This is a genomic window from Streptomyces sp. NPDC104367, from assembly GCF_055583825.1.
In genome coordinates, this window is the sequence record NZ_JBVJND010000002.1 from 197484 (window position 1) to 222479 (window position 24996).

The 24996-nt window shown below is 70.8% G+C and carries 19 protein-coding genes; 8 read left to right on the forward strand and 11 right to left on the reverse strand.

Features of this window, described 5'->3' with window-relative positions; all coding sequences use genetic code 11:
- Nucleotides 1-250: 250 nt before the first annotated feature.
- The 9 genes from secG to uvrC all read right to left on the reverse strand — a co-directional run bounded on the left by secG (nt 251) and on the right by uvrC (nt 12480).
- A complete protein-coding gene (gene secG / locus ACZ619_RS03740) occupies nt 251-487 on the reverse strand; it encodes a preprotein translocase subunit SecG (protein ID WP_469593677.1) in 237 nt (78 codons plus the stop codon).
- Between the two features lie 131 nt (nt 488-618).
- Entirely contained in the window at nt 619-1395 is a 777-nt protein-coding gene (gene tpiA, locus ACZ619_RS03745; RefSeq protein WP_469593679.1) for a triose-phosphate isomerase, read from the reverse strand.
- A gap of 6 nt (nt 1396-1401) precedes the next feature.
- Nucleotides 1402-2613, reverse strand: a complete 1212-nt coding sequence (locus ACZ619_RS03750; protein WP_469593681.1) for a phosphoglycerate kinase — start codon at nt 2611-2613, stop codon at nt 1402-1404.
- A gap of 150 nt (nt 2614-2763) precedes the next feature.
- Nucleotides 2764-3774 (reverse strand): type I glyceraldehyde-3-phosphate dehydrogenase, encoded by a 1011-nt coding sequence (gap, locus tag ACZ619_RS03755; protein ID WP_469593683.1) that lies wholly within the window; start codon nt 3772-3774, stop codon nt 2764-2766.
- Nucleotides 3775-4071: 297 nt separating this feature from the next.
- Entirely contained in the window at nt 4072-7023 is a 2952-nt protein-coding gene (locus tag ACZ619_RS03760) for a M14 family metallopeptidase (protein WP_469593684.1), read from the reverse strand.
- A 168-nt stretch (nt 7024-7191) separates the two neighbouring features.
- A complete protein-coding gene (whiA, locus tag ACZ619_RS03765; protein ID WP_030791337.1) occupies nt 7192-8181 on the reverse strand; it encodes a DNA-binding protein WhiA in 990 nt (329 codons plus the stop codon).
- The gene (locus ACZ619_RS03770) at nt 8172-9239 is read right to left on the reverse strand and encodes a gluconeogenesis factor YvcK family protein (protein ID WP_469593686.1); all 1068 of its coding nucleotides are present in this window, start codon (nt 9237-9239) and stop codon (nt 8172-8174) included. Before ACZ619_RS03770 ends, whiA begins: the two co-directional genes overlap by 10 nt.
- Nucleotides 9236-10276, reverse strand: coding sequence for an RNase adapter RapZ (gene rapZ, locus ACZ619_RS03775; protein ID WP_469593688.1), 1041 nt, complete (start codon nt 10274-10276; stop codon nt 9236-9238). Before rapZ ends, ACZ619_RS03770 begins: the two co-directional genes overlap by 4 nt.
- A complete protein-coding gene (gene uvrC / locus ACZ619_RS03780) occupies nt 10273-12480 on the reverse strand; it encodes an excinuclease ABC subunit UvrC (protein WP_469593690.1) in 2208 nt (735 codons plus the stop codon). Before uvrC ends, rapZ begins: the two co-directional genes overlap by 4 nt.
- A gap of 758 nt (nt 12481-13238) precedes the next feature.
- Here uvrC and ACZ619_RS03785 point away from each other — a divergent pair.
- Nucleotides 13239-14186: a hypothetical protein gene (locus ACZ619_RS03785; protein WP_469593691.1), complete on the forward strand. Its 948-nt coding sequence runs from the start codon at nt 13239-13241 to the stop codon at nt 14184-14186.
- A gap of 142 nt (nt 14187-14328) precedes the next feature.
- Here the strand turns inward: ACZ619_RS03785 and ACZ619_RS03790 are convergent, their stop codons facing one another.
- A complete protein-coding gene (locus ACZ619_RS03790) occupies nt 14329-14757 on the reverse strand; it encodes a Rieske (2Fe-2S) protein (RefSeq protein WP_469593693.1) in 429 nt (142 codons plus the stop codon).
- Nucleotides 14758-14994: 237 nt separating this feature from the next.
- On the opposite strand from ACZ619_RS03790, the gene ACZ619_RS03795 reads away from it, so the two are divergent.
- Nucleotides 14995-16245, forward strand: coding sequence for a LacI family DNA-binding transcriptional regulator (locus ACZ619_RS03795; protein WP_469593695.1), 1251 nt, complete (start codon nt 14995-14997; stop codon nt 16243-16245).
- A complete protein-coding gene (locus ACZ619_RS03800; RefSeq protein ID WP_469593697.1) occupies nt 16242-17153 on the forward strand; it encodes a carbohydrate kinase family protein in 912 nt (303 codons plus the stop codon). Before ACZ619_RS03795 ends, ACZ619_RS03800 begins: the two co-directional genes overlap by 4 nt.
- Before the next feature lie 178 nt (nt 17154-17331).
- Here the strand turns inward: ACZ619_RS03800 and uvrA are convergent, their stop codons facing one another.
- The gene (uvrA, locus tag ACZ619_RS03805) at nt 17332-20382 is read right to left on the reverse strand and encodes an excinuclease ABC subunit UvrA (protein ID WP_469593699.1); all 3051 of its coding nucleotides are present in this window, start codon (nt 20380-20382) and stop codon (nt 17332-17334) included.
- 224 nt (nt 20383-20606) lie between these two features.
- On the opposite strand from uvrA, the gene ACZ619_RS03810 reads away from it, so the two are divergent.
- The 5 genes from ACZ619_RS03810 to ACZ619_RS03830 all read left to right on the forward strand — a co-directional run bounded on the left by ACZ619_RS03810 (nt 20607) and on the right by ACZ619_RS03830 (nt 24975).
- The gene (locus tag ACZ619_RS03810; protein ID WP_469593701.1) at nt 20607-21296 is read left to right on the forward strand and encodes a maleylpyruvate isomerase family mycothiol-dependent enzyme; all 690 of its coding nucleotides are present in this window, start codon (nt 20607-20609) and stop codon (nt 21294-21296) included.
- A 44-nt stretch (nt 21297-21340) separates the two neighbouring features.
- Nucleotides 21341-21997: an MBL fold metallo-hydrolase gene (locus ACZ619_RS03815; protein ID WP_469593703.1), complete on the forward strand. Its 657-nt coding sequence runs from the start codon at nt 21341-21343 to the stop codon at nt 21995-21997.
- Nucleotides 21998-22415: 418 nt separating this feature from the next.
- A complete protein-coding gene (locus ACZ619_RS03820) occupies nt 22416-23300 on the forward strand; it encodes an ABC transporter substrate-binding protein (RefSeq protein WP_469593705.1) in 885 nt (294 codons plus the stop codon).
- On the forward strand, nt 23297-24226 hold the full coding sequence (locus ACZ619_RS03825) for an amino acid ABC transporter permease (protein WP_469593707.1): 930 nt from the start codon (nt 23297-23299) through the stop codon (nt 24224-24226). Before ACZ619_RS03820 ends, ACZ619_RS03825 begins: the two co-directional genes overlap by 4 nt.
- On the forward strand, nt 24223-24975 hold the full coding sequence (locus tag ACZ619_RS03830; protein ID WP_469593708.1) for an amino acid ABC transporter ATP-binding protein: 753 nt from the start codon (nt 24223-24225) through the stop codon (nt 24973-24975). Before ACZ619_RS03825 ends, ACZ619_RS03830 begins: the two co-directional genes overlap by 4 nt.
- Nucleotides 24976-24996: the final 21 nt, after the last annotated feature.

Below are 24996 nucleotides of genomic sequence, written 5' to 3' on the forward strand. Positions count from 1 at the left end.
CCCCGACCCGGCTACCTCGGATCGCGTTGCCACTTGCCACGGTGTAACTCCCTGCGTGATGGTGCCGCGAAGCGAGTCGGCGTGTCGCTTCGTTGCGAGCGCCTCAGTCTACGTAAGGCCCAACGCGCGTCCAGTGTTGGGAGTTACCGCCCCCCGCACCTAGACGCAAGCCCCATGATAGGCCGCGCTCAGGTGCGCGTACCGAACATGGGGCCTTACGTGCGGATTGTGCGTGTGTGCGAGCCGCGGGTCAGCCGTTCGTCTTCATGACGATGCCGAGGACCACGATGCACGCGAACCAGAGCAGACCGATCACCACGGTGATCCGGTCCAGGTTCCGCTCGGCGACCGAGGAGCCGCCGACGGAGGACTGCATGCCGCCACCGAACATGTCGGAGAGGCCGCCGCCCTTGCCCTTGTGCATCAGCACCAGCAGCATCAGCAGCAGGCTGAAGACGATCAGGGCGATCGAGAACCCCAAAACCACGGCTGGACCAACTTCCTCGGATACGGATGGACTGCGGGGCCGGAGCCTACTCGAAGTCTCACGCTCCGAATGACAGCCTCGGCCCCGCAAGGGTACGACGGATCGCGGCTACCGCCTACTCACTCGTCTGCTCACTGATCGCGGAAGCGCACGATCTTGACGAACTCGTCGGCGTCCAGCGAGGCCCCGCCGACGAGGGCGCCGTCGATGTCGGCCTGCGCCATGATCTCGGCGACGTTGCCGGCCTTGACGGAGCCGCCGTACTGGATGCGGACCTGGTCGGCCAGCTCCTGGCCGTACAGCTCGGCGAGCTTGGCGCGGATGGCGGCGCAGACCTCCTGCGCGTCCGCGGCACCGCAGACCTTGCCGGTGCCGATGGCCCAGACGGGCTCGTAGGCGATGACGACGGTCTCGGCCTGCTCGGCGGTGATCTCCTTGAGGCCGCCCTCGACCTGGGTGAGGGTGTGGGAGACGTGGTCGCCCGCCTCACGGACCTCCAGCTCCTCGCCGACGCACAGGATCGGGGTCAGGCCGTGCTTGTAGGCGGCCTTGACCTTGGCGTTGACGACGTCGTCGGTCTCGTTGTGGTACTGGCGGCGCTCGGAGTGGCCGACGACCACGTACGTGCACTTCAGCTTGGCCAGCATCGGGCCCGAGATCTCGCCGGTGTAGGCACCGGAGTCGTGCGCCGAGATGTCCTGGGCGCCGTACTTGATCTTGAGCTTGTCGCCGTCGACCAGGGTCTGCACGGAGCGCAGGTCGGTGAAGGGCGGCAGGACGGCGACCTCGACGGCCTCGTAGTCCTTGTCGGCCAGGGCGAAGGCGAGCTTCTGGACGTGCGCGATGGCCTCGAGGTGGTTGAGGTTCATCTTCCAGTTGCCCGCCATGATCGGCGTGCGAGTGGTCATGCGGGGTCAGTCCTCCAGTGCGGCGAGGCCGGGGAGCGTCTTGCCCTCGAGGTATTCGAGGGAGGCGCCGCCTCCGGTCGAGATGTGTCCGAACGCGTTCTCGTCGAAGCCGAGGATGCGCACGGCGGCGGCGGAGTCACCGCCGCCGACGACGGTGAAGCCGTTGGACTCCACCAGGGCCTGGGCGACCGCCCGGGTGCCCTCGGCGTAGTCGGGGTGCTCGAAGACGCCCATGGGCCCGTTCCAGAACACGGTCCGGGCGTCGGCGAGCTTCGCGGCGTACAGCTTGGCGGTCTCGGGGCCGATGTCGAGGCCCATCTGGCCGGCCGGCATGGCGTCGGCGGCGACCGTGGCGGGGTGGGCCGGGGTCTTGGCCGACAGGTCCGGGAACTCGGCGGCGACCAGGGCGTCGACGGGCAGGACCAGCTCGACACCGGTCCTCTCGGCGCGCTCGACGTACTCGGCGACCTGGGCGAGCTGGTCCTCCTGGAGGAGGGAGCTGCCGACCTCGTAGCCCTTGGCCTTGAGGAAGGTGAACACCATGCCGCCGCCGATCAGGATGCGGTCGGCCTTGCCGAGCAGTTCGTCGATGACGGCGAGCTTGTCGGAGACCTTGGCACCGCCGAGCACGACCACGTAGGGGCGCTTGACGTCCTCGGTGAGCTGCCTGAGGACGCCGACCTCGGTGGCGATGAGGTAGCCGGCGTAGTGCGGCAGCCGGGCCGGCAGGTCGTAGACGGAGGCGTGCTTGCGATGCACGGCGCCGAAGCCGTCGCCCACGTAGACGTCGGCGAGGGCGGCCAGCCGGTCGGCGAACTCGCCGCGCTCGGTGTCGTCCTTGGCGGTCTCGCCGGCGTTGAAGCGCAGGTTCTCGATGACCGCGACCTGGCCGGGCTGGAGGCCGTTCACCGCGTCGTGGGCGGCGGGGCCGACGGTGTCCTGGGCGAACGCGACCGGGGCGCCGAGCAGTTCACCGAGCCGCTCGGCGGCCTGGAGCAGGGAGAACTTCGGGTCCGGGGCGCCCTTGGGACGGCCCAGGTGGGAGGCGACGACCACCTTGGCGCCCGCGTCGGCAAGGGCCTTGACGGTCGGCAGGACGGCGCGGATGCGGCCGTCGTCGGTGATGAGACCGTCGGCCATCGGCACGTTGAGGTCGGCGCGGACGAAGACCCGCTTGCCGTCGACTCCTTCGGCAAGGAGTTCGTCGATCGTCTTCATGGTTGGGGACTCCTGGGGAGGGCTCTTGATCGTACGAGGGCTGATCGAACCGTGGACGGGCGGGGCGATCCTTACGCGCGTCAGGGCTCGGGCAGCGCGACCGTGCGCTGTCCGAGCCCTGCTACCGCATCGAGGCGCCTGCTCCGCCGATCAGAGCTGGTTGCCGACGAAGACCGTGAGGTCGACGAGGCGGTTCGAGTAGCCCCACTCGTTGTCGTACCAGCCGAGGATCTTCACCGAGTTGCCCTCCTGGACCATGGTCAGGGAGGAGTCGAAGGTGCAGGAGGCCGGGTCGCTGACGATGTCCGAGGAGACGATCGGGTCCTCGGTGTACGCCAGGAAGCCCTTGAGGTCACCGTCCTCGGAGGCCTTCTTGAACGCGGCGTTGACCTCGTCCTTGGTGACCTCGCGCTGGAGGGTGACGACCAGGTCGGTGGCCGAGCCGGTCGGGACCGGGACGCGCATGGCGATGCCGTCCAGCTTGCCCTTGAGCTGCGGGAGGACCAGTGCGGTGGCCTTGGCGGCACCGGTGGTGGTCGGGATGATGTTCTCGGCGGCGGCGCGGGCGCGGCGCAGGTCCGAGTGCGGGAAGTCCAGGATGCGCTGGTCGTTGGTGTACGCGTGGACCGTCGTCATCAGGCCCTTGACGATGCCGAAGTTCTCGTCGAGTACCTTGGCCATCGGCGCCACACAGTTGGTGGTGCAGGAGGCGTTGGAGATGACGTGGTGGTTCGCCGGGTCGTACTTGTCCTGGTTGACGCCCATCACGATGGTGATGTCCTCGTCCTTGGCCGGAGCCGAGATGAGGACCTTCTTGGCGCCGCCGGCGATGTGCTTCTCGGCGTCGGCCTTCTTCGTGAAGATGCCGGTCGACTCGATGACGATGTCGACGCCCAGCTCGCCCCACGGGATGTCGGCGGGGTTGCGCTCGGACAGCACCTTGATGGTGTGACCGTCGACGGTGATCGTGTCGGCGGTGTGCGTCACCTCGGCCCTGAGGCGGCCCAGGATCGTGTCGTACTTCAGCAGGTGTGCGGTGGTCGCGGTGTCACCCAGGTCGTTGACAGCCACGATCTCGATGTCAGCGCCCTGCTCCAGCAGCGCGCGGAAGTAGTTGCGACCGATACGACCGAAGCCGTTGATGCCTACGCGGATCGTCACGAACCGATCTCCTCGTTGGTACGCCGGCCATGCGGTGCCGGCGAGCTGTATTTGGGATGTCCCCGACCACCCACGACCCTACCTCCCTGAGGCTCCCGTGGTGACATCCAGATGCCTCATACACGGCGAGGCGGTCCGTACCCGCCAGTAGGGGTACGGACCGCCTCGGACCGAGGGTCGTATCGCACCGTTTTCTCACGGAATGCCGACCCTTTTTCGCTGCGGTTTCACTCGTTCGTGAGCGGGTCGGCTCACTTGTCGAGTGGCGTTCCGGTCACCTTTCGAGCGGGCTCCCGATCATCTGTCGAGTGCGGCCAGCGCCTTCTTCACCAGGGCCGCACGATCGGCCGCGGAGGCGACCTGTTCCAGGCCGAATCCGAGCAGCACGGTGTCGTCGGTGGTGACCGCTCCGTACGTCTTGAAGAGGGCGCCGGTGCGTGTCCAGTCCTTCAGGACGGCCGGGCTGCCCGCGGGCGGACCGGTGACGCTCCAGGCACCGAGCGAGCTCTCGAAGCCCTCGGTCTGGGTGGCCGTGCCGCCGGTCACGAGCGAGGTGTCGTCGGCGAGGACGCCGTGCCCGCCGGTGCTCGGGTCGGTGATGTAGGTGAGCGAGACCTCGACCGACCTGCCGGCGTACGCGCTCAGGTCGAAGCTGACCGGCTCCCAGCCGCTGGAGCTGCCGGTGAAGCTGTTCCAGGAGCCGCTGCTGCCGGTCGCGGCGCACTGGTTGCCGCTGATCGTGAGGTAGTGCCGGAGCCACGGGTGCTCGGCGATCAGGAACCCGGCCCCGCACTCGCTCGGTACGGCGGAGCTGGTGGCGCCGCCCGCCTCGGGCAGCGTCGTCCAGTCGTCGGCACCGGTGGTGTGCGCCTCGACCACCGCGTGGTCGTAGCCCGGCTCGGTGTCCCACAGCAGCTCGGTGCCGAGCGTCGGCTTGTCGGCCGCGCTGACACCGGTGAGGTCGACGGTGCGGGTGAGGCGCTTGTAGGCGTCGTCGGTGTGGACGGCCGCGGCCATGTACGAGCCCGAGTACGGCCCGTACGGGTTGACGGTCCCGGTGAACTGGCCCGCGCCCGCGCTGGCGAACTGCGGGTACGTGTCCGGGGACAGCTCGTCGGAGGTCACGGCGTAGGTGCCGGCCTTGTCGAGCGGGTTGGCGGAGGTGCCGCTCAGCGGCCCGCCGGAGCCGTCCAGCGCGCCGGACCCGGTGAACCCGGTGGCGCCGGGGGTCGACGTACGGGAGTAGGCGCCCAGGTAGTACTGGCTGAAGTCGTTGGACGGGGTGCCGTCGCCGAGGTCGACGCTGCCGCCGGCGAGTTCGCCGGCCTCGATCAGCCTGCCGCCCTCGTTGAGGTAGGCGCGCAGCTGGAGCTGGGTGTCGTTGCCGGGGCCGCCGGTGCCGGAGTAGTGGACGACGGTCCTGAAGTGCTTCAGCACGCCGAGCGCGTCGGGCGCGCCCTGGGTGGCGACGTCCCAGACGACCGCCTTGCGGCCGGCGGCCTTCAGCGCGTCGACGTAGGTCTGCGCCTCGGCGGCCTCGGCGCCCTCCTCGGCGACGACGAGCGTGTCGGCCGCGGCGCGCCGCGCGACGGTGTAGGTGAAGTGCGCACTCCCGCTCGCGCCGCTCCGCGTCCTCCCCGTGAACCACACCTCGACCCGGTCGCCCGGGTCGGCGCCCTTCACCGCGGCCCGGTACTCGTCGAAGTAGAGGTTGTCGTCGCCGCCGTACGTCTCGCCGCCCTTCCAGGCCCTGAGCGCCGTGTCGTGGGTGCGGCCGCCGTTGACGCGGTACCTCAGCCGCTTGTCGCTGACGGACTTCCGGGCGACGACGGAGACCTCCTGGTCGGCGCCGCGCGCGTACGACGTGGTGAACGCGGCCGGGGTGAAGTCGGCCGCGCTCAGGCCCACCGAGGAGCTGGGCCGGTCCGGGTGGGCGGCGGTCTCGGCGACGGAGAGCGCGAACGGGACGTTCTTCTCGAACTCGTCCTGGATCAGCTTCTCGTCGTCCGGGAAGTTGAAGACCGACTGGCAGTCGGCGGCGTTCCAGGCGTCGTCCGGGTCGAGGTCCGAGGCGGTCTGGCAGGTCGACATCTCCGGGGTGAACATCGCCATGCCGTTGACGTTCGACGCGTGGCCGTCCGCCTCGCCGTTGGTGGTGTACAGCTCCGAGGAGACCTGCGAGTGGTAGCCGGGGATCGCCGGGTTGTCCGGGGTGCCGGCGAGCGCCTTGTAGAGGACGTCGTCCGGGGTCAGGGTGGCCACCTGCCAGCCGACACCGTAGAGGAGGAGCTCGGCGGCCGAGTGGTAGTTGATGCCGTACGTGAACCCGATCCGCTTCTCGAAGCCGTCCAGCGCCTTGGTCTCGGGCTCGGACCCGGCGCTCGCGCCGCGGTAGGTCTCGCTGGTGGGGTTGGGGGACGATCCCTCGTCGTCGTAGCCCCACTTGTAGCCGAAGTTGCGGTTGAGGTCGACGCCGTCGCCGGTGGAGATGGTGCCGTCCCCGTTGACGTCCCTGAGGTTCTTGCGCCACAGGCGGGTGTCGGAGTCCTGGAACGTGTAGTCGTAGCCGTCGGGGTTGGCCGAGAGCACGAACCACAGTTCGGTCGAGTCGACGATCTTCCTGACACGCTTGTCGCTGCTGTAGTTGTCCAGGTAGTAGTGCATCAGCCGGCGGGTCATCTCCGGCGTGATCCACTCGCGCGCGTGCTGGTTGGACATGTACAGCACGGAGGGCTTGGAACCGTCCTTCGACTTCTTCGCGCCCTTGGTCAGTCTGAGCGCGAGGATGTCCTGCCCGTCGACGGTCCTGCCGATCGACTCGACCTTGGTGAGGCCGGGGTTGGCCTGCGCGGTCGCGAGGATCTCCGCCTCGAGCCCGCCGCTGCCGCTGTACGGCCGGAACACGCCCTGCGCCGCGTCCTCGACCCGTGCCTCGGCCCTGGCCGAGAGCGTGTGCTCGGTGAGGTCGACGCCCTGCTGCGCCAGCTTCTTCGCCTGCTGGTCGGTGAGGTACAGCTCGACCCGCGTCCTGCCGGATCCGGTGACCTGGTCGCCGAGTTCGTGACCGTCCTGGCCGGCCTTGAGCAACAGGGGAATCTGCTTCTTGGTGACGTCGGCGCGGAAGACCTTGACCTCGGCGGGGTCGGGCTTCGGTGAACCGCCGGTCTGTGCCTGGGCCACGGGTGCGAGGCCTGCTCCGCCGATCAGGAGCGCGACGACAGCGAGGATCGATCTCGCTCTGTGTCTCATGAACCCCCCTAGCAGTGGTCCGCCACGGCGACGGACCATGCCAGGCTCATGACACCGCTTGATCGAGTCAAGGGCGACTCACGGACAGCCCATGACCAATTCACAGACTTGCAAACGCCGGTGCCGCCGGCCTCGATCCGCCACCGGCACCGGCGATGTGACGCGGCCTCAGCCCACGAGGTTGTCCGCGAGCTCCTCGGAGAGGTTGGCCTCGGTGCCCGGGATGCCCAGGTCGGAGGCGCGCTTGTCGGCCATCGCGAGGAGCCGCCGGATCCGGCCCGCGACGGCGTCCTTGGTCAGCGGCGGGTCGGCGAGCGCGCCCAGCTCCTCCAGGGAGGCCTGCTTGTGCTCCATGCGCAGCCGGCCGGCCGCCGCGAGGTGCTCGGGCACCTCGTCGGCGAGGATCTCCAGGGCGCGCTGCACCCGGGCCCCGGCGGCGACGGCCGCGCGCGCGGAGCGGCGCAGGTTGGCGTCGTCGAAGTTGGCGAGGCGGTTCGCGGTGGCCCGCACCTCGCGGCGCATCCGGCGCTCCTCCCAGGCCAGCACCGACTCGTGCGCGCCGAGGCGGGTCAGCAGGGCGCCGATCGCGTCGCCGTCGCGGACCACCACCCGGTCCACGCCGCGCACCTCACGGGCCTTCGCCGCGATCGACAGCCGCCGGGCGGCCCCGACCAGGGCGAGCGCGGCCTCCGGACCCGGGCAGGTCACCTCCAGGGAGGAGGAGCGGCCGGGCTCGGTCAGCGAGCCGTGCGCCAGGAACGCACCGCGCCAGGCCGCCTCCGCGTCACAGGTCGCCCCCGAGACGACCTGCGGGGGCAGCCCGCGGATCGGTCGGCCCCGGCCGTCCACGAGTCCGGTCTGACGGGCCAGCTGGTCGCCGCCCGCGACCACCCGCACGACGTAGCGGGAGCCGCGGCGCAGCCCGCCGGGCGCCATCACGATCAGCTCGGAACTGTGGCCGAAGATCTCCAGGATGTCCCGCTTGAGGCGCCGGGCCGCCATCGCGGTGTCCAGCTCCGCCTCGATCACGATGCGCCCGCTCACCAGGTGGAGGCCGCCCGCGAACCGCAGAATGGCGGAGACCTCCGCCTTCCGGCAGCAGGTCCGGGTGACGGGTAGCCGGGAGATCTCGTCCTTCACCGCTGCCGTCATCGCCATGGGCCGATCCTTCCATGCATCCGAAAAATACGGTCGTACGCGGCGGCCAACAGCTCCGGATCATGCCGGGGTGAACCGTCGGTCCGGGCCACGGGGGCCAGCTCGACCGCGGCTCCGAGTCGCTTGGCGGCCTCGGTGAGCGAGTCGCGGTCGGGCACGGCGGCCTCGTCGGCCAGCACCACGTCCAGGGCGAGTTTAGGGGCGTGTCGCCCCAAAACCTCCAAATGACGCTGCGGGGAGAAGCCTTCGGTTTCTCCGGGCTGCGGTGCCAGGTTCAGGGACAGCACCCTACGGGCCTTGGTCTCGGTGAGCGCGTCCAGCAGTTCCGGCACGAGCAGGTGCGGGATCACCGAGGAGAACCAGGACCCGGGCCCCAGCACCACCCAGTCCGCGTCCAGCACCGCCTCGACCGCCTCCGGCACGGCCGGCGGGTCGTGCGGCACCAGGTGCACGGAGTGCACCTCGCCCGGCGTGAGCGCCACGGTGGCCTGCCCCCGGACGATGTCCACCTCGTCCGGCCGCTCCGGGTCGTGCCCCTTGACCAGCGCCTGCAGCTCCAGCGGCACCGCGGACATGGGCAGCACCCGCCCGTGCGCGCCGAGCAGCTTGCCGACCAGGTCCAGGGCCTGGACATGGTCGCCGAGCTGCTCCCACAGCGCGACGATCAGCAGATTGCCGACCGCGTGCTCGTGCAGCTCGCCCTGGGACTGGAACCGGTGCTGGATCACCCGGGCCCAGGTCTGGCCCCAGTCGTCGTCCCCGCACAGCGCGGCGAGAGCCTTGCGCAGATCACCCGGAGGGAGCACACCCAGCTCGTCACGGAGCCGCCCGCTGGAGCCGCCGTCGTCGGCCACGGTGACGACGGCCGTCAGGTCACCGGTGATCCGGCGCAGCGCGGCGAGCGAGGCGGACAGGCCCATGCCGCCGCCCAGGGCGACCACCTTGGGCTGGGCACCGCGACGGCGCGGCCGCGCGCCGCGGGCCTCGACGGCACGGCCCGAGCGGGTCTCGGGCACCGCCCGGCGCAGCCTGCCCAGCCGTGGAGAACGTCCGGTCACTCGCGCCCCATGTCCCGGTGTACGACTACGGTCTCCACTCCCTCGGCGGCCAGGCGGGCGGCGAGCTTCTCGGACACGGCGACCGAGCGGTGCTTGCCGCCCGTGCAGCCGATGGCGATGGTCACGTACCGCTTGCCCTCACGCCGGTAGCCGCTCGCGATGAGCCGCAGCAGCTCCGCGTACCGGTCGAGGAACTCCTTGGCGCCCGGCTGGTTGAAGACGTACGCCGACACCTCCTCGTTGAGGCCGGTGTACGGGCGCAGCTCCGGCACCCAGTGCGGGTTCGGCAGGAACCGCATGTCGGCGACCAGGTCCGCGTCGACCGGCAGACCGTACTTGAACCCGAACGACATCACGGTCGCCCGCAGCTCGGGCTCCTCCTCGCCGGCGAACTGGGCGTCCATCTTGGCGCGCAGTTCGTGCACGTTGAGGCTGGAGGTGTCGATCACCAGGTCGGCGTCGCCGCGCAGCTCGCGCAGCAGCTCCCGTTCGGCGGCGATGCCGTCGACGATCCGGCCGTCGCCCTGGAGCGGGTGCGGGCGGCGCACCGACTCGAAGCGGCGGACCAGGGCGTCGTCGGAGGACTCCAGGAAGACGATCCGGCGGGTGACGGCCCGGCTGTCGAGGTCGGCGAGGGACTCCCGCAGGTTGTCGAAGAAGCGCCGGCCGCGCACGTCGACGACGACCGCGATCCGGGCCACGTTGCCCTGGGAGCGAGCGCCCAGCTCGACCATGGTGGGGATGAGGGCCGGCGGGAGGTTGTCCACGACGAACCAGCCGAGGTCCTCCAGACACTTGGCGGCCGTGGAACGACCGGCTCCCGACATGCCGGAGATGATCACCAGCTCGGGGATGGCCGCCTCGGGCACCCCGGCCGGGGTGACGTCCGTACTCACTTCTGCTCCGTTTTCCTGGACCGCTTCCGCTTGCTGCGGCTGATCCTGGCGTGCCTTGTTGTGTGTTTCCTCTGGCTCGCCCCGCGTTCGGCTGAACGCAGGATCTCGCCCGGCTGTGGGCTGTGCCTCGTGCTCGGTCATCTCTCCTGCCCCCGTCGATCGTCCGGGGCGCCCGCGGGTACGGGCTCCCCCGAGGCGTCCGCCGTCGTCTCGGGCACCTCGTCTTCCCTGTCATCCATGATCTCTCCAGTCGCCGTGTTCACGGCGGGTGCGGCCGGGGCAGCCTGGGCGAGGGCCGCGGCGATGGTCTCGGCCGTCTTGCGGCCTATCCCGGGCACCTCCTGGATCTGTTCGATTGTGGCGGACCGGAGCTTCTTCACCGAGCCGAAATGCTTGATCAACGCCTGTTTCCGGGTCTCGCCCAGGCCGGGGACGTCGTCCAGGGGGCCGGAACGGAAGCGCTTGGCGCGCTTGGCGCGCTGGTAGGTGATGGCGAAGCGGTGCGCCTCGTCCCGGACGCGCTGGAGCAGGTAGAGGCCCTCGCTGGTGCGGGGCAGCACGACGGGGTCGTCGTCCTCGGGCAGCCAGACCTCTTCGAGACGCTTGGCGAGGCCGCAGACGGCGATGTCGTCGATGCCCAGCTCCTCCAGCGCACGCTTGGCCGCGGCGACCTGGGGCCGGCCGCCGTCGACGACGACGAGCTGTGGCGGGTAGGCGAACTTCTTGGGCCGCCCGTCCTCGTCCTTGAACCCGTCGCCGTCCGCGTCCTGGGGGCCCTCGGCGCCCTGGAGACCGTCGGTGGCCGTGAAACCGTCGGTGGCCGTGAAACCATTGCCCGGGCCGTCGGCGGGACCGTCGGCGGGACCGGACCCGGCGTCCGTGGGGGTGGCAGCGTCCGCGAGGGCGCTTTCGCTGCCGTCCTCCGCCGCCCACTCACCGGTCCGCTCCTTGTCCGCGAGATACCGGCGGAAGCGGCGGGTGATCACCTCGTGCATGGAGCGCACGTCGTCCTGACCGGCGAAGCCCTTGATCTGGAAGCGGCGGTACTCGCTCTTGCGCTGCAACCCGTCCTCGAAGACCACCATCGAGGCCACCACGTCGTCGCCCTGGAGGTGGGAGATGTCGTAGCACTCGATCCGCAGCGGCGCGCTGTCCAGGTCCAGGGCGTCGGCGATCTCCTCCAGCGCGCGCGAGCGGGTGGTCAGGTCAGAGGCGCGCTTGGTCTTGTGCAGCGCGAGCGCCTGCTGGGCGTTGCGCTCCACGGTCTCCATCAGGGCCTTCTTGTCGCCGCGCTGCGGGATGCGCAGCGAGACGTTCGACCCACGACGGCCGGTCAGCCACTCCTGGACCGGCTCGACCGGGTCGGGCAGGGCCGGGACCAGCACCTCCTTGGGCACCGCGTCGCCGCTCTCCTCGCCGTAGAGCTGCTGGAGGGCGTGCTCGACGAGGGCCGCGGTGGTGACCTCCTCGACCTTGTCCGTCACCCAGCCACGCTGACCGCGCACGCGCCCGCCGCGCACGTGGAAGATCTGGACGGCCGCCTCCAGCTCGTCCTCGGCGACGGCGATGAGGTCCGCGTCGGTCGCGTCGGCGAGCACGACCGCGTTCTTCTCCATGGCCTTCTTCAGGGCCTCGATGTCGTCGCGCAGCCGGGCGGCCCGCTCGTACTCCATCTCCTCGGCCGCCTCCATCATCCGCTTCTCCAGGCGGCGGAGGTAGGTACCGGTGCGGCCGGCCATGAAGTCGCAGAACTCCTCGGCGAGTTCGCGGTGCTCCTCCGGGGAGACCCGGTCGACACAGGGCGCGGAGCACTTTCCGATGTAGCCGAGCAGACACGGGCGTCCGGTGCGGGTGGCGTTCTTGAACACCCCGGCGGAGCAGGTGCGCACCGGGAACACGCGCAGCAGCAGGTCGACGGTGTCCCGGATGGCCCACGCGTGGCCGTAGGGACCGAAGTAGCGCACGCCCTTCTTCTTGTGACCCCGCATCACCTGGACCCGCGGGAACTCCTCGTTCATCGTCACCGCGAGGTACGGGTAGCTCTTGTCGTCGCGGTACTTGACGTTGAACCGGGGGTCGTACTCCTTGATCCAGGAGTACTCCAGCTGGAGCGCCTCGACCTCCGTGGACACCACGGTCCACTCCACGGACGCGGCGGTGGTGACCATCGTCCGGGTGCGCGGGTGCAGGCTCGCCAGGTCCTGGAAGTAGTTCGCCAGACGCTGGCGCAGGCTCTTCGCCTTCCCGACGTAGATCACCCGGCGGTGCTCGTCACGGAACCTGTACACCCCGGGAGTGTCCGGGATCTGTCCCGGCTTGGGGCGGTAGCTGGAGGGGTCGGCCATGTCTCACACCCTACTGGCGAGCACCGACACCGCGACGTGCCTGTGGACAACGCCGGACGGGGTCGGAGAGCGGTGGGACGACGGCGCCGGGGGCTGCGGGTGCGGCGGGTGTGCGGGGATGCGGGGCCGGCTGGGCCGGATCGACGGCTCCCTGGACCCAGGCTTGCGGCCGGAGGCCCACGGTGACACGGCGCTCCCTCGCGAGAACGTGCCGCTCCCACCCTCCGGGCGCGGCCGGAACCTCCGGGCACGGCGGGACCTCCGGGCACGGCGGGACCTCCGGCCGAGCAACCGGCTCCCCCCGGCCCACCTCGGCCCACCCGGACCCGCGGTTCTCGGAATCGGCCACCTCACGACCGTCCCGAACCACGCCTGCACCCCGCGCACACAGCCCAGGTCCCCGACCCGAACGGAGCCCCTGAGCCGATCCCGGCGGACCTTGCGCGGCTTCCTCCGTAAATCGGCACCCTTCACGCGAACGCTCTCCGGCATCCCGGACAAGGACACCCCCGCCTCCTCCTGCCGATCCCGTCCCCGGCGGTGTCGTGCCTCGGCCAGGTCGGCGCCCTCGGGCGGCTGAAGGTGTTGTCGGGGATTGGTCAACACGCTTCAATGCGGGGGAACTCGGGGCCGTGAGCGTCGGCCTGCGGACGCGGCGTACCCAGGTGCGGCCGCCCCGGCGCGCCGACGGGCCGCCCCGAACCCTCGCCGGCGGCCTGACCAGCCGTTGTGCACCCCCAAGAGAAAGGCCCCCCTGCATGCGGCACGGCACACAGCACGCGGACGTCGCCACCGCGGAACTGGACTCGGCCCTGCGCGGCGGCCCCTTCCACGTGGCCCTGCGCGCAGCGATAGCCGCCCGCGGTCTGCCGCTCCAGCGCGTGCAGCACCATCTGTCGCGGTACGGGGTCAAGGTGGGCGTGACCAGTCTGAGTTACTGGCAGCAGGGCGCCCGCCGCCCGCAGCGCCCCGAGTCGCTGCGGGCCGTCCGCGCGCTGGAGGAGATCCTTCAGCTCCCGGACGAGTCCCTGATCCGGCTCCTCGCCGAGGCCGACCAGGACCCGGTCGTACGCCGTCCCGCGTCCCGCTCCTACCGCGCCCTGATCGAGGCCTCCGACGTCATGGACCAGTTGCAGGGCGAGCTCGGCTGGTCCCTCGACGGCGGTCTGCACACCCTGGGACACCATGAGCGGGTGCGCATAGGCGCCCACCGGGAACTGGCCGCCCGGGAGTCGCAGCACATCGTGCGGGCCCACCGGGACGGCGTCGACCGCTTCGTCGCCGTCCACCACGGCGATCCCGGCTGCGCCCCTCGGCACATGACCGTGCACGCCCTGGAGAACTGCCGCACGGGACGCGTCCGTTCGGACCAGGAGACCGGCCTGCTCGTCGCCGAACTCCTCTTCGGCACCCGGCTGCGCTCCGGCGACACCTTCCTCTTCCGGTACGCCATCGAGGACGGCACGGCCGGTGCCTCACGCGAGTACGTCCGCGGCTTCGGCTTTCCCGGCGGCCAGTACACGCTCCAGGTGCGCTTCACCGCCGACACGCTGCCGGCGCGCTGCCACCGGTTCGCCCAGCACTCGGCCGCGGCGCCGCGCAGTGGCCGGCAGACGCTGCTGCTGAGCGGGCCGCACCGCTCCGTCCACCTGGTCGAGCCACGGGTGCGACCGGGCATCCTCGGGATCGGCTGGGACTGGGAGTGAAGCGCACCTGGAGCGAGTGCCGGATCCGGCACTGACCACGCCTCTGGGACCTGACCAGGCTCCGGACCAGCCGCCCGGATCAGACGCGGGAACCTGGCCGGGAACCTGGTCCTGGAGCCAGGCACTGGGACCTAGCCTCGGGTCAGGCTCCCGGCCCTGCGACGATCCGGCCCTTCGCGGCCTTGACCGGCAGTTCGTTCAGCGGCTCGGTGGCCGGCGAGCGCACCACCTTGCCTGTCATGGCGTCGAACTCGCTTCCGTGGCAGGGGCAGACCAGCGTCGTGCCCTGGAGCTTGTTGATCGGGCACCCCGCGTGCGTGCAGATCGAGCTGTATGCCTTGAGCGTGCCGTCGGTGGTCCGGCCGACGACCACGTTGTTCTCGCGGTCGAGCCTGGCGTCGCCCTCGGCCAGCTCGCTCTCGGCCCCGAGGTCGACGGGCGCGGTCGGTGTCGCCGCCGCGGAGGCTCCGCCACCGGGAGCCGAGCAGGCGGCCAGTCCCAGCCCGGCGACCGGTGTGACCGCCGCCCCGCGCAGGACGGTACGGCGGCTCGCGGAGGGACGGGCGGGCATGAGGGCTCCAGATGGGTCGGGGGCGGAAGGCCGGGGTCGCCGCGACGATACCCGGGCGGATCGTCCCGCTTCGGGGCGGGTCGGACAGCGGTGAGAGTACGCGGGCCACGGGTGTGCGCATGGGCGTGGGCGAAGGTTCACCCATAGCGCGTAAACGCTTGCGTAAGCGTTTACGCGGCGCGCTTCCATGAGGTACCTTCCGGGCCGGAAGTCCGCCGAGTCCCGGAAGGTAACCCCATGCCCACCATGGCCGACGTCGCCCGGAGTGCCGGTGTCTCCGTGGCGACCGTCTCCCATGTGCTGAACGAGACACGTCCGGTGCTGCCCCACACCCGTCAGGCCGTGCTCGACGCCATCGAGGAACTCGGCTACACCCCGAACACCCTTGCCCGCTCCCTGGTGACCTCCCGCACCCGCTCCATCGGGCTCGCGGTGTCGGCGATCAGCAACCCCTACTTCACAGAGATCCTCCAGGGCGTCGAGGCCGCCGCCCTGGAGCACGGCTACAGCCTGCTCATCGCCGACCCGCACGACGACCCCGAGCACGAACGCAAGGTCGTCCAGCTCCTGCACGAACGCCGCGTCGACGGCATGATCGTGGCACCCTCCGCCGACCCGCGCGAACTGCTCGCCTACCTCGACCGCCACGCCGTACCGGCCGTGCTCCTCGACCGGGTGATCGACGGCCGCGCGGACACCGGCCCTCGCTTCGACCAGGTCTGCGCCGAGAACACCGAGCCGACGGCCCAGTTGGTCACCCACCTCGCCGCTCTCGGGCACCGCCGGATCGGCCTGGTCGCGGGGCTGCCCGGGCTCAGCACCACCAGCGAGCGGATCTCCGGTTACCGGCAGGGGCTCACGTCCGCCGGACTGCCCCTCGACGAGCAGCTGGTCGTCCCGGGCAACTCCGAGTCCGCCGGCGCCGAGCGGGCCACCGCCGACCTGCTGTCGCTCGCCGATCCGCCCACGGCGCTCGTCACCGCCAACAACGCGATGACCATCGGCGCCCTCCGTGCCCTGCGCGCCCACGGCCTGTCCGTGCCGGACGACATCGCGCTGTGCTGCTTCGACGACTTCGCCTGGGCCGACCTCTTCTCGCCCCGGCTCACCGCCATCGCCCAGCCCAGCAGGGAGATCGGGGCGGAGGCGGTCCGTGTGCTGCTCGACCGGCTGGCCTCGCCGGACCGGCCGGCCCGGACCCTGCGGCTCCCGTGCTCCTTCGCGCACCGGACGTCGTGCGGGTGCCGGCTGGAGGACGGCGACGCGCGGGCGAACGCGCGGGCCGGGTCGGCACACTCCCGGCAGCGGTCCACGCAGGCCGGGCCGCCCGCCGGGACCCGACTGCGGTCCGCGCACTCCACGGGGATCCCGCGGTCCGCGCACGGCGAGCAGCCCGAGTACGCCAAGCCCTCCGAGCAGCCTGAGCACCCCGAGTACTCCGAGCAGTCCGAGAACTCCGAGCACCCCGAGAAAGGAACCCTCTCGTGATCGTCGTCGCCGGTGAGGCACTGATCGACCTGGTACCGCAGGGCACTGGCGCCCTCGCGGGGCTGCAGCCGGCGCTCGGCGGCGGCCCGTACAACACGGCCGTGGCCCTCGGCCGCCTCGGCTCCCCCACCGCCTTCTGTTCCCGCACCTCGCTGGACGCCTTCGGCGAGGCCCTGCTGGACGGCCTGCGCCGGGCGGACGTGGACGTCTCCCTGGTGGAGCGGGGTGCGGAACCGACCACCCTCGCCGTCGCGACCGTCGACGGCGACGGCTCGGCCGCCTACTCCTTCTATGTGAAGGGCACCGCCGACCGGCTGTTCACGGCGCCCGCGGCCCTCCCCGCCGGGACCAGAGCGGTGTCCTTCGGCACGTGTTCGCTCGTCCTGGAGCCCGGGGCGAGCGCCTATGGGGAGCTGATGCGGACGGCTTCCGCGCAGGGTGTGTTCACCGCCCTGGATCCCAACATCCGGCCGGGACTGATCCCGGACGCGGACGCCTACCGCGCGCGCTTCAGGAGCTGGCTGCCGTCGGTGTCGCTGCTGAAGCTCTCGGAGGAGGACGCGCTGTGGCTGGGCGGCACCCCGCGTGACTGGCTGGACGCGGGGCCCTCGGCCGTCGTGGTCACCATGGGCGGTGACGGGCTGAGTGTCTTCACCAAGGGTGGTGCCGTGCACTCGGTGCCGGGTGAGAAGGTCGACGTCGTGGACACGATCGGCGCCGGGGACACCGTGAACGCGGCTCTGCTGCACGGCCTGGCGGCCCAGGGCGCGCTGTCCGCCGAGGCGCTCCTGGGACTGGGCGCCGACGGCTGGACGAGGCTGTTGCGGTTCGCGGCGCGGGCAGCCGCGGTCACCTGCTCCCGGGCGGGTGCGGAGCCGCCGTACGCCTCCGAACTCGGGGATGTGTGAGGACGCCCGGCACTGTCCGGCCGGTGTGCGGCGTCCGCTGATTCCACTGTTGAGGAGTCAAGGTTCGTCGTGGCCGCGGAGATCGGGCGGCTGATTCTGCAACGTGCGGCGCCCCGCGGGAAGTTCCCGCGGGGCGCCGCATTTTTCTGGATTTACCGGATGCATCCGGTCCGAGGCCTCAGGCCTTGCGGGCCCGTGTCGTCTTCTTCGCGGGCGCCTTGGCGGGCGTCGCCTTCTTCGTGGCCCCGGCCGCCTTCTTGGTGGCCGTGTTGTTGGCGGTGGTGGCGGTGTTGGCGGTCGCCGTCTTCCGTGCCGTCGACTTGGCCGCGACCGCCTTCTTCGCCACCGGCCTGCGCGGGGCCTTGACGGAGCTGGCGTCGCTGACGCGGTCGGCGCCGAGGATCTCGCGCAGGAACTTGCCGGTGTGGCTGGCCGGGACCGCCGCGACCTCCTCGGGCGTGCCCTCCGCGACGACGAGTCCGCCGCCGGCGCCGCCTTCCGGACCCATGTCGACGACCCAGTCGGCGGTCTTGATCACGTCGAGGTTGTGCTCGATGACGATGACCGTGTTGCCCTTGTCGACAAGGCCCGCCAGGACCTTCAGCAGCTTGCTGATGTCCTCGAAGTGCAGACCGGTGGTCGGCTCGTCGAGGACGTAGACCGTGCGTCCGGTGGAGCGCTTCTGCAGTTCGCTGGCGAGCTTCACCCGCTGCGCCTCGCCACCGGACAGGGTGGTGGCGGACTGGCCGAGCCGGACGTAGCCGAGGCCGACGTCCTTCAGCGTGTTCAGGTGCCGGGCGATCGACGGGACGGCCTCGAAGAACCCCGTGGCCTCCTCGATCGGCATGTTCAGGACCTCGGAGATGGACTTGCCCTTGTAGTGGACCTCCAGGGTCTCCCGGTTGTACCGGGCGCCGTGGCAGACCTCGCACGGGACGTAGACGTCCGGGAGGAAGTTCATCTCGATCTTGATGGTGCCGTCGCCCGCGCAGTTCTCGCAGCGGCCGCCCTTGACGTTGAAGGAGAAGCGGCCCGGCAGGTAGCCGCGGACCTTCGCCTCGGTGGTCTCGGCGAACAGCTTGCGGATGTGGTCGAAGACGCCGGTGTACGTCGCCGGGTTGGACCGTGGGGTGCGGCCGATGGGCGACTGGTCGACGTGCACGACCTTGTCGACGAGGTCGTCGCCGTCCACGCGCGTGTGCCGGCCGGGGACGTTGCGCGCGCCGTTCAGCTCGCGGGCGAGGTGCGTGTACAGGATGTCGTTGACCAGCGTCGACTTGCCGGAGCCGGACACACCCGTGACGGCGGTGAAGACACCCAGCGGGAAGGACACGTCGATGTCCTGGAGGTTGTTCTCCCGGGCGCCGTGCACGGTGAGCCTGCGGGACGGGTCCTGCGGGCGGCGGATGTCGGGCAGCGGGATCGACTTCCTGCCCGACAGGTACTGGCCGGTCTGCGACTCGTCGTTGGCGAGCAGTTCCTTCAGGGAGCCGCTGTGCACCACCTTGCCGCCGTGCTCGCCGGCGCCGGGGCCGATGTCGACGACCCAGTCGGCGACCTTGATGGTGTCCTCGTCGTGCTCGACGACGATAAGCGTGTTGCCCATGTCCCGGAGCCTGACCAGGGTCTCGATGAGCCGGTGGTTGTCGCGCTGGTGCAGGCCGATCGACGGCTCGTCGAGGACGTACAGGACGCCGACGAGGCCGGAGCCGATCTGGGTGGCCAGGCGGATGCGCTGGGCCTCGCCGCCGGAGAGGGTGCCGGCCGCACGGTTGAGCGAGAGGTAGTCCAGGCCGACGTCGACCAGGAACTTCAGCCGCTCGTTGACCTCCTTGAGCACGCGCTCGGCGATCTTCTTGTCGCGGGCGTTGAGCTTGAGCTCGCCCAGGAAGTCGGCGCAGTCGCTGATGGACATCGCCGAGACCTCGGCGATCGACCTCTCCATGATCGTGACCGCGAGGACGATCGGCTTCAGGCGGGTGCCCTTACAGGTCGGACAGGGCACCTCGCGCATGTAGCCCTCGAAGCGCTCGCGGCTGGCGTCGCTCTCGGCCTCGCTGTGCCGGCGCTTGACGAACGGCACGGCGCCCTCGAAGGGCGTGGTGTACACGCGCTCGCGGCCGTACCGGTTGCGGTAGCGGACCTCGATCTGCGTCTTGTGGCCGTGGAGCAGCGCCTTCTTGGCGCGCTGCGGCAGGCCCGCGAAGGGGATGTCGGTGCGGAAGCCCAGCGCGTCGGCGAGGGCGCCGACCAGGCGGCCGAAGTAGTCCTTGGTGTGCCCGTGCGACCAGGGGTGGATGGCGCCCTCGTCGAGGGACTTGTCCTCGTCCGGGACGATCAGCTCGGGGTCGACCTCCATGCGCGTGCCGATGCCGGTGCACTCGGGGCAGGCGCCGAAGGGCGAGTTGAAGGAGAAGGAGCGCGGCTCCAGCTCCTCGAAGGACAGGTCGTCGTACGGGCAGTACAGGTGCTCCGAGTACATGCGCTCGCGCTCGGGGTCGTCCTGGGGGAGGTCGACGAAGTCGAGCACGACCATGCCGCCGGACAGGCCGAGCGCGGTCTCCACGGAGTCGGTGAGACGGCGCTTGGCGGTGTCCTTCACCGTGAGGCGGTCGACGACCACCTCGATGGTGTGCTTCTCCTGCTTCTTCAGCGTCGGCGGCTCGGAGAGCTGGATGGTCTCGCCGTCCACGCGCGCGCGGCTGTAGCCCTTGGTCTGGAGATCCGCGAAGAGGTCGACGAACTCGCCCTTGCGCTCGCGCACCAGCGGCGACAGCACCTGGAAGCGGCTGCCCTCCGGCAGCTCCAGGACCTTGTCGACGATGGCCTGCGGGGACTGGCGGGAGATCGGGCGGCCGCACTCGGGGCAGTGCGGCTTGCCGATGCGCGCGAAGAGCAGCCGCAGGTAGTCGTAGACCTCGGTGATGGTGCCGACCGTCGAGCGCGGGTTGCGCGAGGTCGACTTCTGGTCGATGGACACCGCCGGGGACAGGCCCTCGATGAAGTCCACGTCCGGCTTGTCCATCTGCCCGAGGAACTGGCGGGCGTACGAGGAGAGCGACTCCACGTAGCGGCGCTGCCCCTCGGCGAAGATCGTGTCGAAGGCCAGGGAGGACTTGCCCGACCCGGACAGGCCCGTGAAGACGATGAGCGAGTCACGAGGCAGGTCGAGCGAGACATTCTTGAGGTTGTGCTCGCGCGCGCCACGGACGATGAGACGGTCGGCCACAGCCGGTCCGCACCTTTCTTGAGAGAAGTGGCAGGGGCAGGGCCCCGTGCTTCTTCAGCCTAGGGGGAGCCACTGACAACGCCGGTCGGATTCCTGGATGACTCAACAATCCCCGACCATCCAGCATGCCCGACGCCGCCACCGACGATATAGCACGCGCATTCGATTTACGGAGCTGGTGCGAAACCTTCACCCGAAGGTGTGGCGGGTCTACTGTCGGCTCCATGATTGATCACGCTCATGACCTGGCGTCTGTACAGGAAGCGACAGAGCGACTCCTCACCGCAGCCGCCGAACTGGACAACGCGTCCGTCGCGCGACCGTCACGGCTGCCGGGGTGGACGGTCGGTCACATCCTGGCCCACCTCGCCCGCAACGCGGACGCCCTCGCCAACGTCCTCGAAGGACGCCCCATGTACGCCTCGGCCGAGGCCCGGGACGCCGACATCGAGCGGGACGCGCCGCGCCCGCTCGCCGCGCACCTCGCGGACCTCCGCGAGAGCGACGCCCGCTTCCGGACGGGGAGCGCCGGGCCCGCGGACTGGACGCGCACGGTGGAGCTGCGCAACGGGGTCACCGACCTGGCCGCGCGGGTGCCGTTCCGGCGCTGGACCGAGGTCGAGCTGCACCATGTCGACCTGGGGATCGGGTACGAGCTGGAGGACGTCCCGGCGGACTTCGCGGAGCGGGAGATCGACTTCCTCGCGGAGCGCTTCGGCGGCCATCCGGACGTCCCGTCGACAGGGCTGCGCAGCACCGGCGGCCGCGTCTGGACGACGGGCGGCGGCGCGCCGGGAGGCCCGGTCGGGGTCGAGGGGACGGCGGCCGACCTGCTCGGCTGGCTCGCCGGGCGCCGCGACGGCTCGGCCCTGAAGGTGACGGGCGGCGCCCTGCCGGTGCTCCCGCCGCTCTAGCACGCGGCGCCGTGCCGGCGCCCGGCGGCTATAGGCTGAGCGCCATGACGTACAGCGGAGAGGTGACGGTCGGCGGGCCGGCGGACGTGCACGAGCTCAAGGACCTGATGATCACCAAGATCGCGGTCGGGCCGATGAACAACAACGCCTATCTGCTGCGCTGCCGGGCCACGGACGAGCAGTTGCTGATCGACGCGGCCAACGACGCGGAGACGCTGGTGGGCATGATCGGTGACGACGGGATCGCGTCCGTCGTCACCACGCACCAGCACGGCGACCACTGGCAGGCGCTGGCCGAGGTGGTCGCCGCCACGGGCGCCCGGACGTACGCGGGCCGCGAGGACGCCGCCGGCATCCCGGTCGCCACCGACGTGGCCGTGGACGACGGCGACGTCATCCGCGTCGGCCGCGTCGAACTGACCGCCCGTCATCTCGTCGGGCACACTCCCGGCTCCATCGCCCTGGTCTACGACGACCCGCACGGCCATCCGCACGTCTTCACCGGGGACTGCCTCTTCCCCGGCGGTGTCGGCAACACCCGCAAGGACCCGAAGGCCTTCGCGAGCCTCATCCACGACGTCGAGACCAAGATCTTCGCCGCCCTGCCGGACGAGACCTGGGTGTACCCGGGCCACGGCAACGACACCACGCTGGGCACGGAGCGCCCGCACCTGCCGGAGTGGCACGCGCGCGGGTGGTGAGTCCGGGGGCGCCGGCGCCGCGGACGTGAGCGGGGCGCGCGTCACACACACGCACGCCCCGCGCGCGGACCTCAACACGCGCTCGGCGCACACCTCTTCACTCGCGCCCCGCGCGAAAGCCCTGTGCGCCCCGCGCCCGTCTCCCCGCGCACCCCGTGTGAACGGTTCGCACGCGCCGACCCCCGGCGCACGCTCCCCTCGCGTGTCGTCGCGCGGTGAACTGGTGCCAGCCCCGCTCAGGATGACGGCTCCTGCGCGGTACGGGCCGCCGGTCTTCTTTCCCCGCCCTCGACCGGCGGCCCCGGCGCGTCAGGCCACCGGGACACGGCGTTCACACGACCGCAACACCCGTTCCCAGTATGCGGACAAATACCCTCTTGACCTCGACAAACGCGGCGTTCGCTGCCACTCTCCCGCCATGCATCCTGCCCCGAGCGCGCCGCGTCGCGCTGCTGCCGCCGCCGTCATAGCCCTGCTCGCCACCGCTGTCGGCTGTGCTCCGCAGCCGGAGGAGAAGGCGTCCGGCACGTCCTCCTCGTCGGCCGGTACCACCTGCGCCAAGGGCAAGTTGGCCACGCAGACCTCAGGCAAGCTGACGATCGCGACGGACGAGCCGGCGTACGAGCCGTGGTTCGAGGACGACAAGCCGGACAACGGGAAGGGCTTCGAGTCGGCGGTCGCGTACGCCGTGGCGAAGCAGCTGGGGTACGGCAAGAGCGCGGTCGTCTGGCAGCGGGTGCCGTTCAACAAGGCGTTCGCGCCCGGGGTGAAGACCTTCGACTTCGACATCAACCAGGTGTCCATCAGCACCGAGCGCAAGAAGGCCGTGGACTTCTCGTCCGGCTACTACGACGTGCGCCAGGCCGTCATCGCGCTCAAGGGCGGCAAGGCCGCGAAGGCGACGGGCATCGCCGGTCTGAAGAGTCTCAAGCTGGGCGCCCAGGTCGGCACGACGAGCCTGAACTACATCAGCGACGTGGTGAAGCCGTCCCAGGAGGCCGCCGCGTACTCCAAGAACGACCAGGCCGTCTCGGCCCTCAAGAACGGCCAGGTGGACGCGATCGTCGTCGACCTGCCGACCGCCTTCTACATCACCTCGGCCCAGGTGACGAACGCCGAGATCGTCGGCCAGTTCGAGAACCAGGGCAGCACTCCCGAGCAGTTCGGGCTCGTCCTGGACAAGGGCAGCGACCTCACGTCGTGCGTGACCTCCGCCGTGGACGCCCTGCGCGAGGACGGCACGCTGGCGAAGCTGGAGAAGCAGTGGCTCTCCGACGCCGTCGACGCTCCGGTGCTCAAGTGACGGTCACGAAGGACGAGTCCGACCGGGAGGGCGCGGACGACAAGGGCGACATGCCGGCCGGCTCCCCGACGGGCGCCGACGGCTACTCGCCCTCCGGACGACGACTGGAGCGGGAGCGCTACAAGCGTGCCCGCGCGCGGCGCGCGACCGCGATCGCCGCGCTGTCGACCCTGGTGACGGCCGTCGTGCTGTACCTGGTCGTGGTCAGCGCGCCGGGCTGGGAGCGCACCAAGGAGACCTTCTTCGACGGGCAGTACGCGCGCGAGGCGTTCCCGAAGGTCCTCGAAGGGCTGTGGCTCAACGTCCGGCTGCTGCTGATCTGCGGCGTCGTGGTGCTCGCCCTGGGCATGCTGATCGCCGTCGCCCGCACGCTGCCGGGCCCCGTCTTCTTCCCGCTGCGGGCGCTCGCGGCGGCGTACACGGACTTCTTCCGCGGGCTGCCGCTGATCATCAACCTGATGATCGTGGTCTTCGGCGTGCCCGCGCTGCGGCTCCAGGGTGTGACCGTCGATCCCGTGCTGCTGGGCGGTACGGCGCTGACGCTGACGTACTCCGCGTACGTCGCCGAGGTGTTCCGCGCGGGCATCGAGTCCGTGCACCCCTCGCAGCGCGCCGCGGCCCGTTCGCTGGGCCTGACCAACCGGCAGGCGCTGCGCCACGTGGTGCTCCCCCAGGCCGTGCGCCGGCAGGTGCCGCCCCTGCTGAACGACCTGGTGTCGCTGCAGAAGGACACCGGGCTCGTGTCGATCGGCGGCGCGATCGACGCCGTACGGGCGTCCGACATCATCGCCCAGCGGAGCCTGAACTACACGCCGTACATCGTCGCCGGGCTGGTCTTCGTGGCACTGACCATCCCGATGACCCGCTTCACGGACTGGGTGACGGCCCGGATGGACCGGCAGCGGGCCCAGGGAGGAACCATATGAGCGACGCGCCCGTTCTGCGGATGGAGTCCGTGCGCAAGACCTTCGGCGACACGGTCGTCCTGCGGGACGTCGACCTGGCCGTCGCCCCGCACACGGTGACCGCGCTGATCGGCGCCTCCGGTTCCGGCAAGTCGACCCTGCTGCGCTGCGCCAACCTCCTGGAGGAGATCGACGACGGCGCGATCTGGCTCGACGGCGAGGAGATCACCGACCCGCGCGCGGACCAGGACGCGATCCGCCGTCGGATCGGCGTGGTCTTCCAGGCGTACAACCTCTTCCCGCACATGACCGTGCTGAACAACATCACCCTGGCGCCGCGCCGGGTGCACGGCGTCTCCCGCGCGGAGGCCGAGGAGCGGGCCAGGGAGCTGCTGGAGCGCCTCGGACTGGGCGGCAAGGCTGATGGCTACCCCGACCAGCTGAGCGGCGGCCAGCAGCAGCGTGTGGCGATCGTGCGCGCCCTGGCGGTACGGCCCCGGCTGCTGCTGCTCGACGAGATCACCGCCGCCCTCGACCCTGAGCTGGTGGGCGAGGTGCTCACCGTGGTGCGCGGCCTGAAGGGCGAGGGGATGACCATGGTCCTGGCGACGCACGAGATGGGCTTCGCCCGGGACGTCGCGGACCAGGTCTGCTTCCTGGACGGCGGAGTCGTGCTGGAACGCGGCACGGCCGAGCAGGTGTTCGGCGACCCGCAGCAGGAGCGCACCCGGCGCTTCCTGCGGCGGATCGTGGAGGCCGGCCGGCTCTGAAGGGCCCTGGCCGGCCCCGAC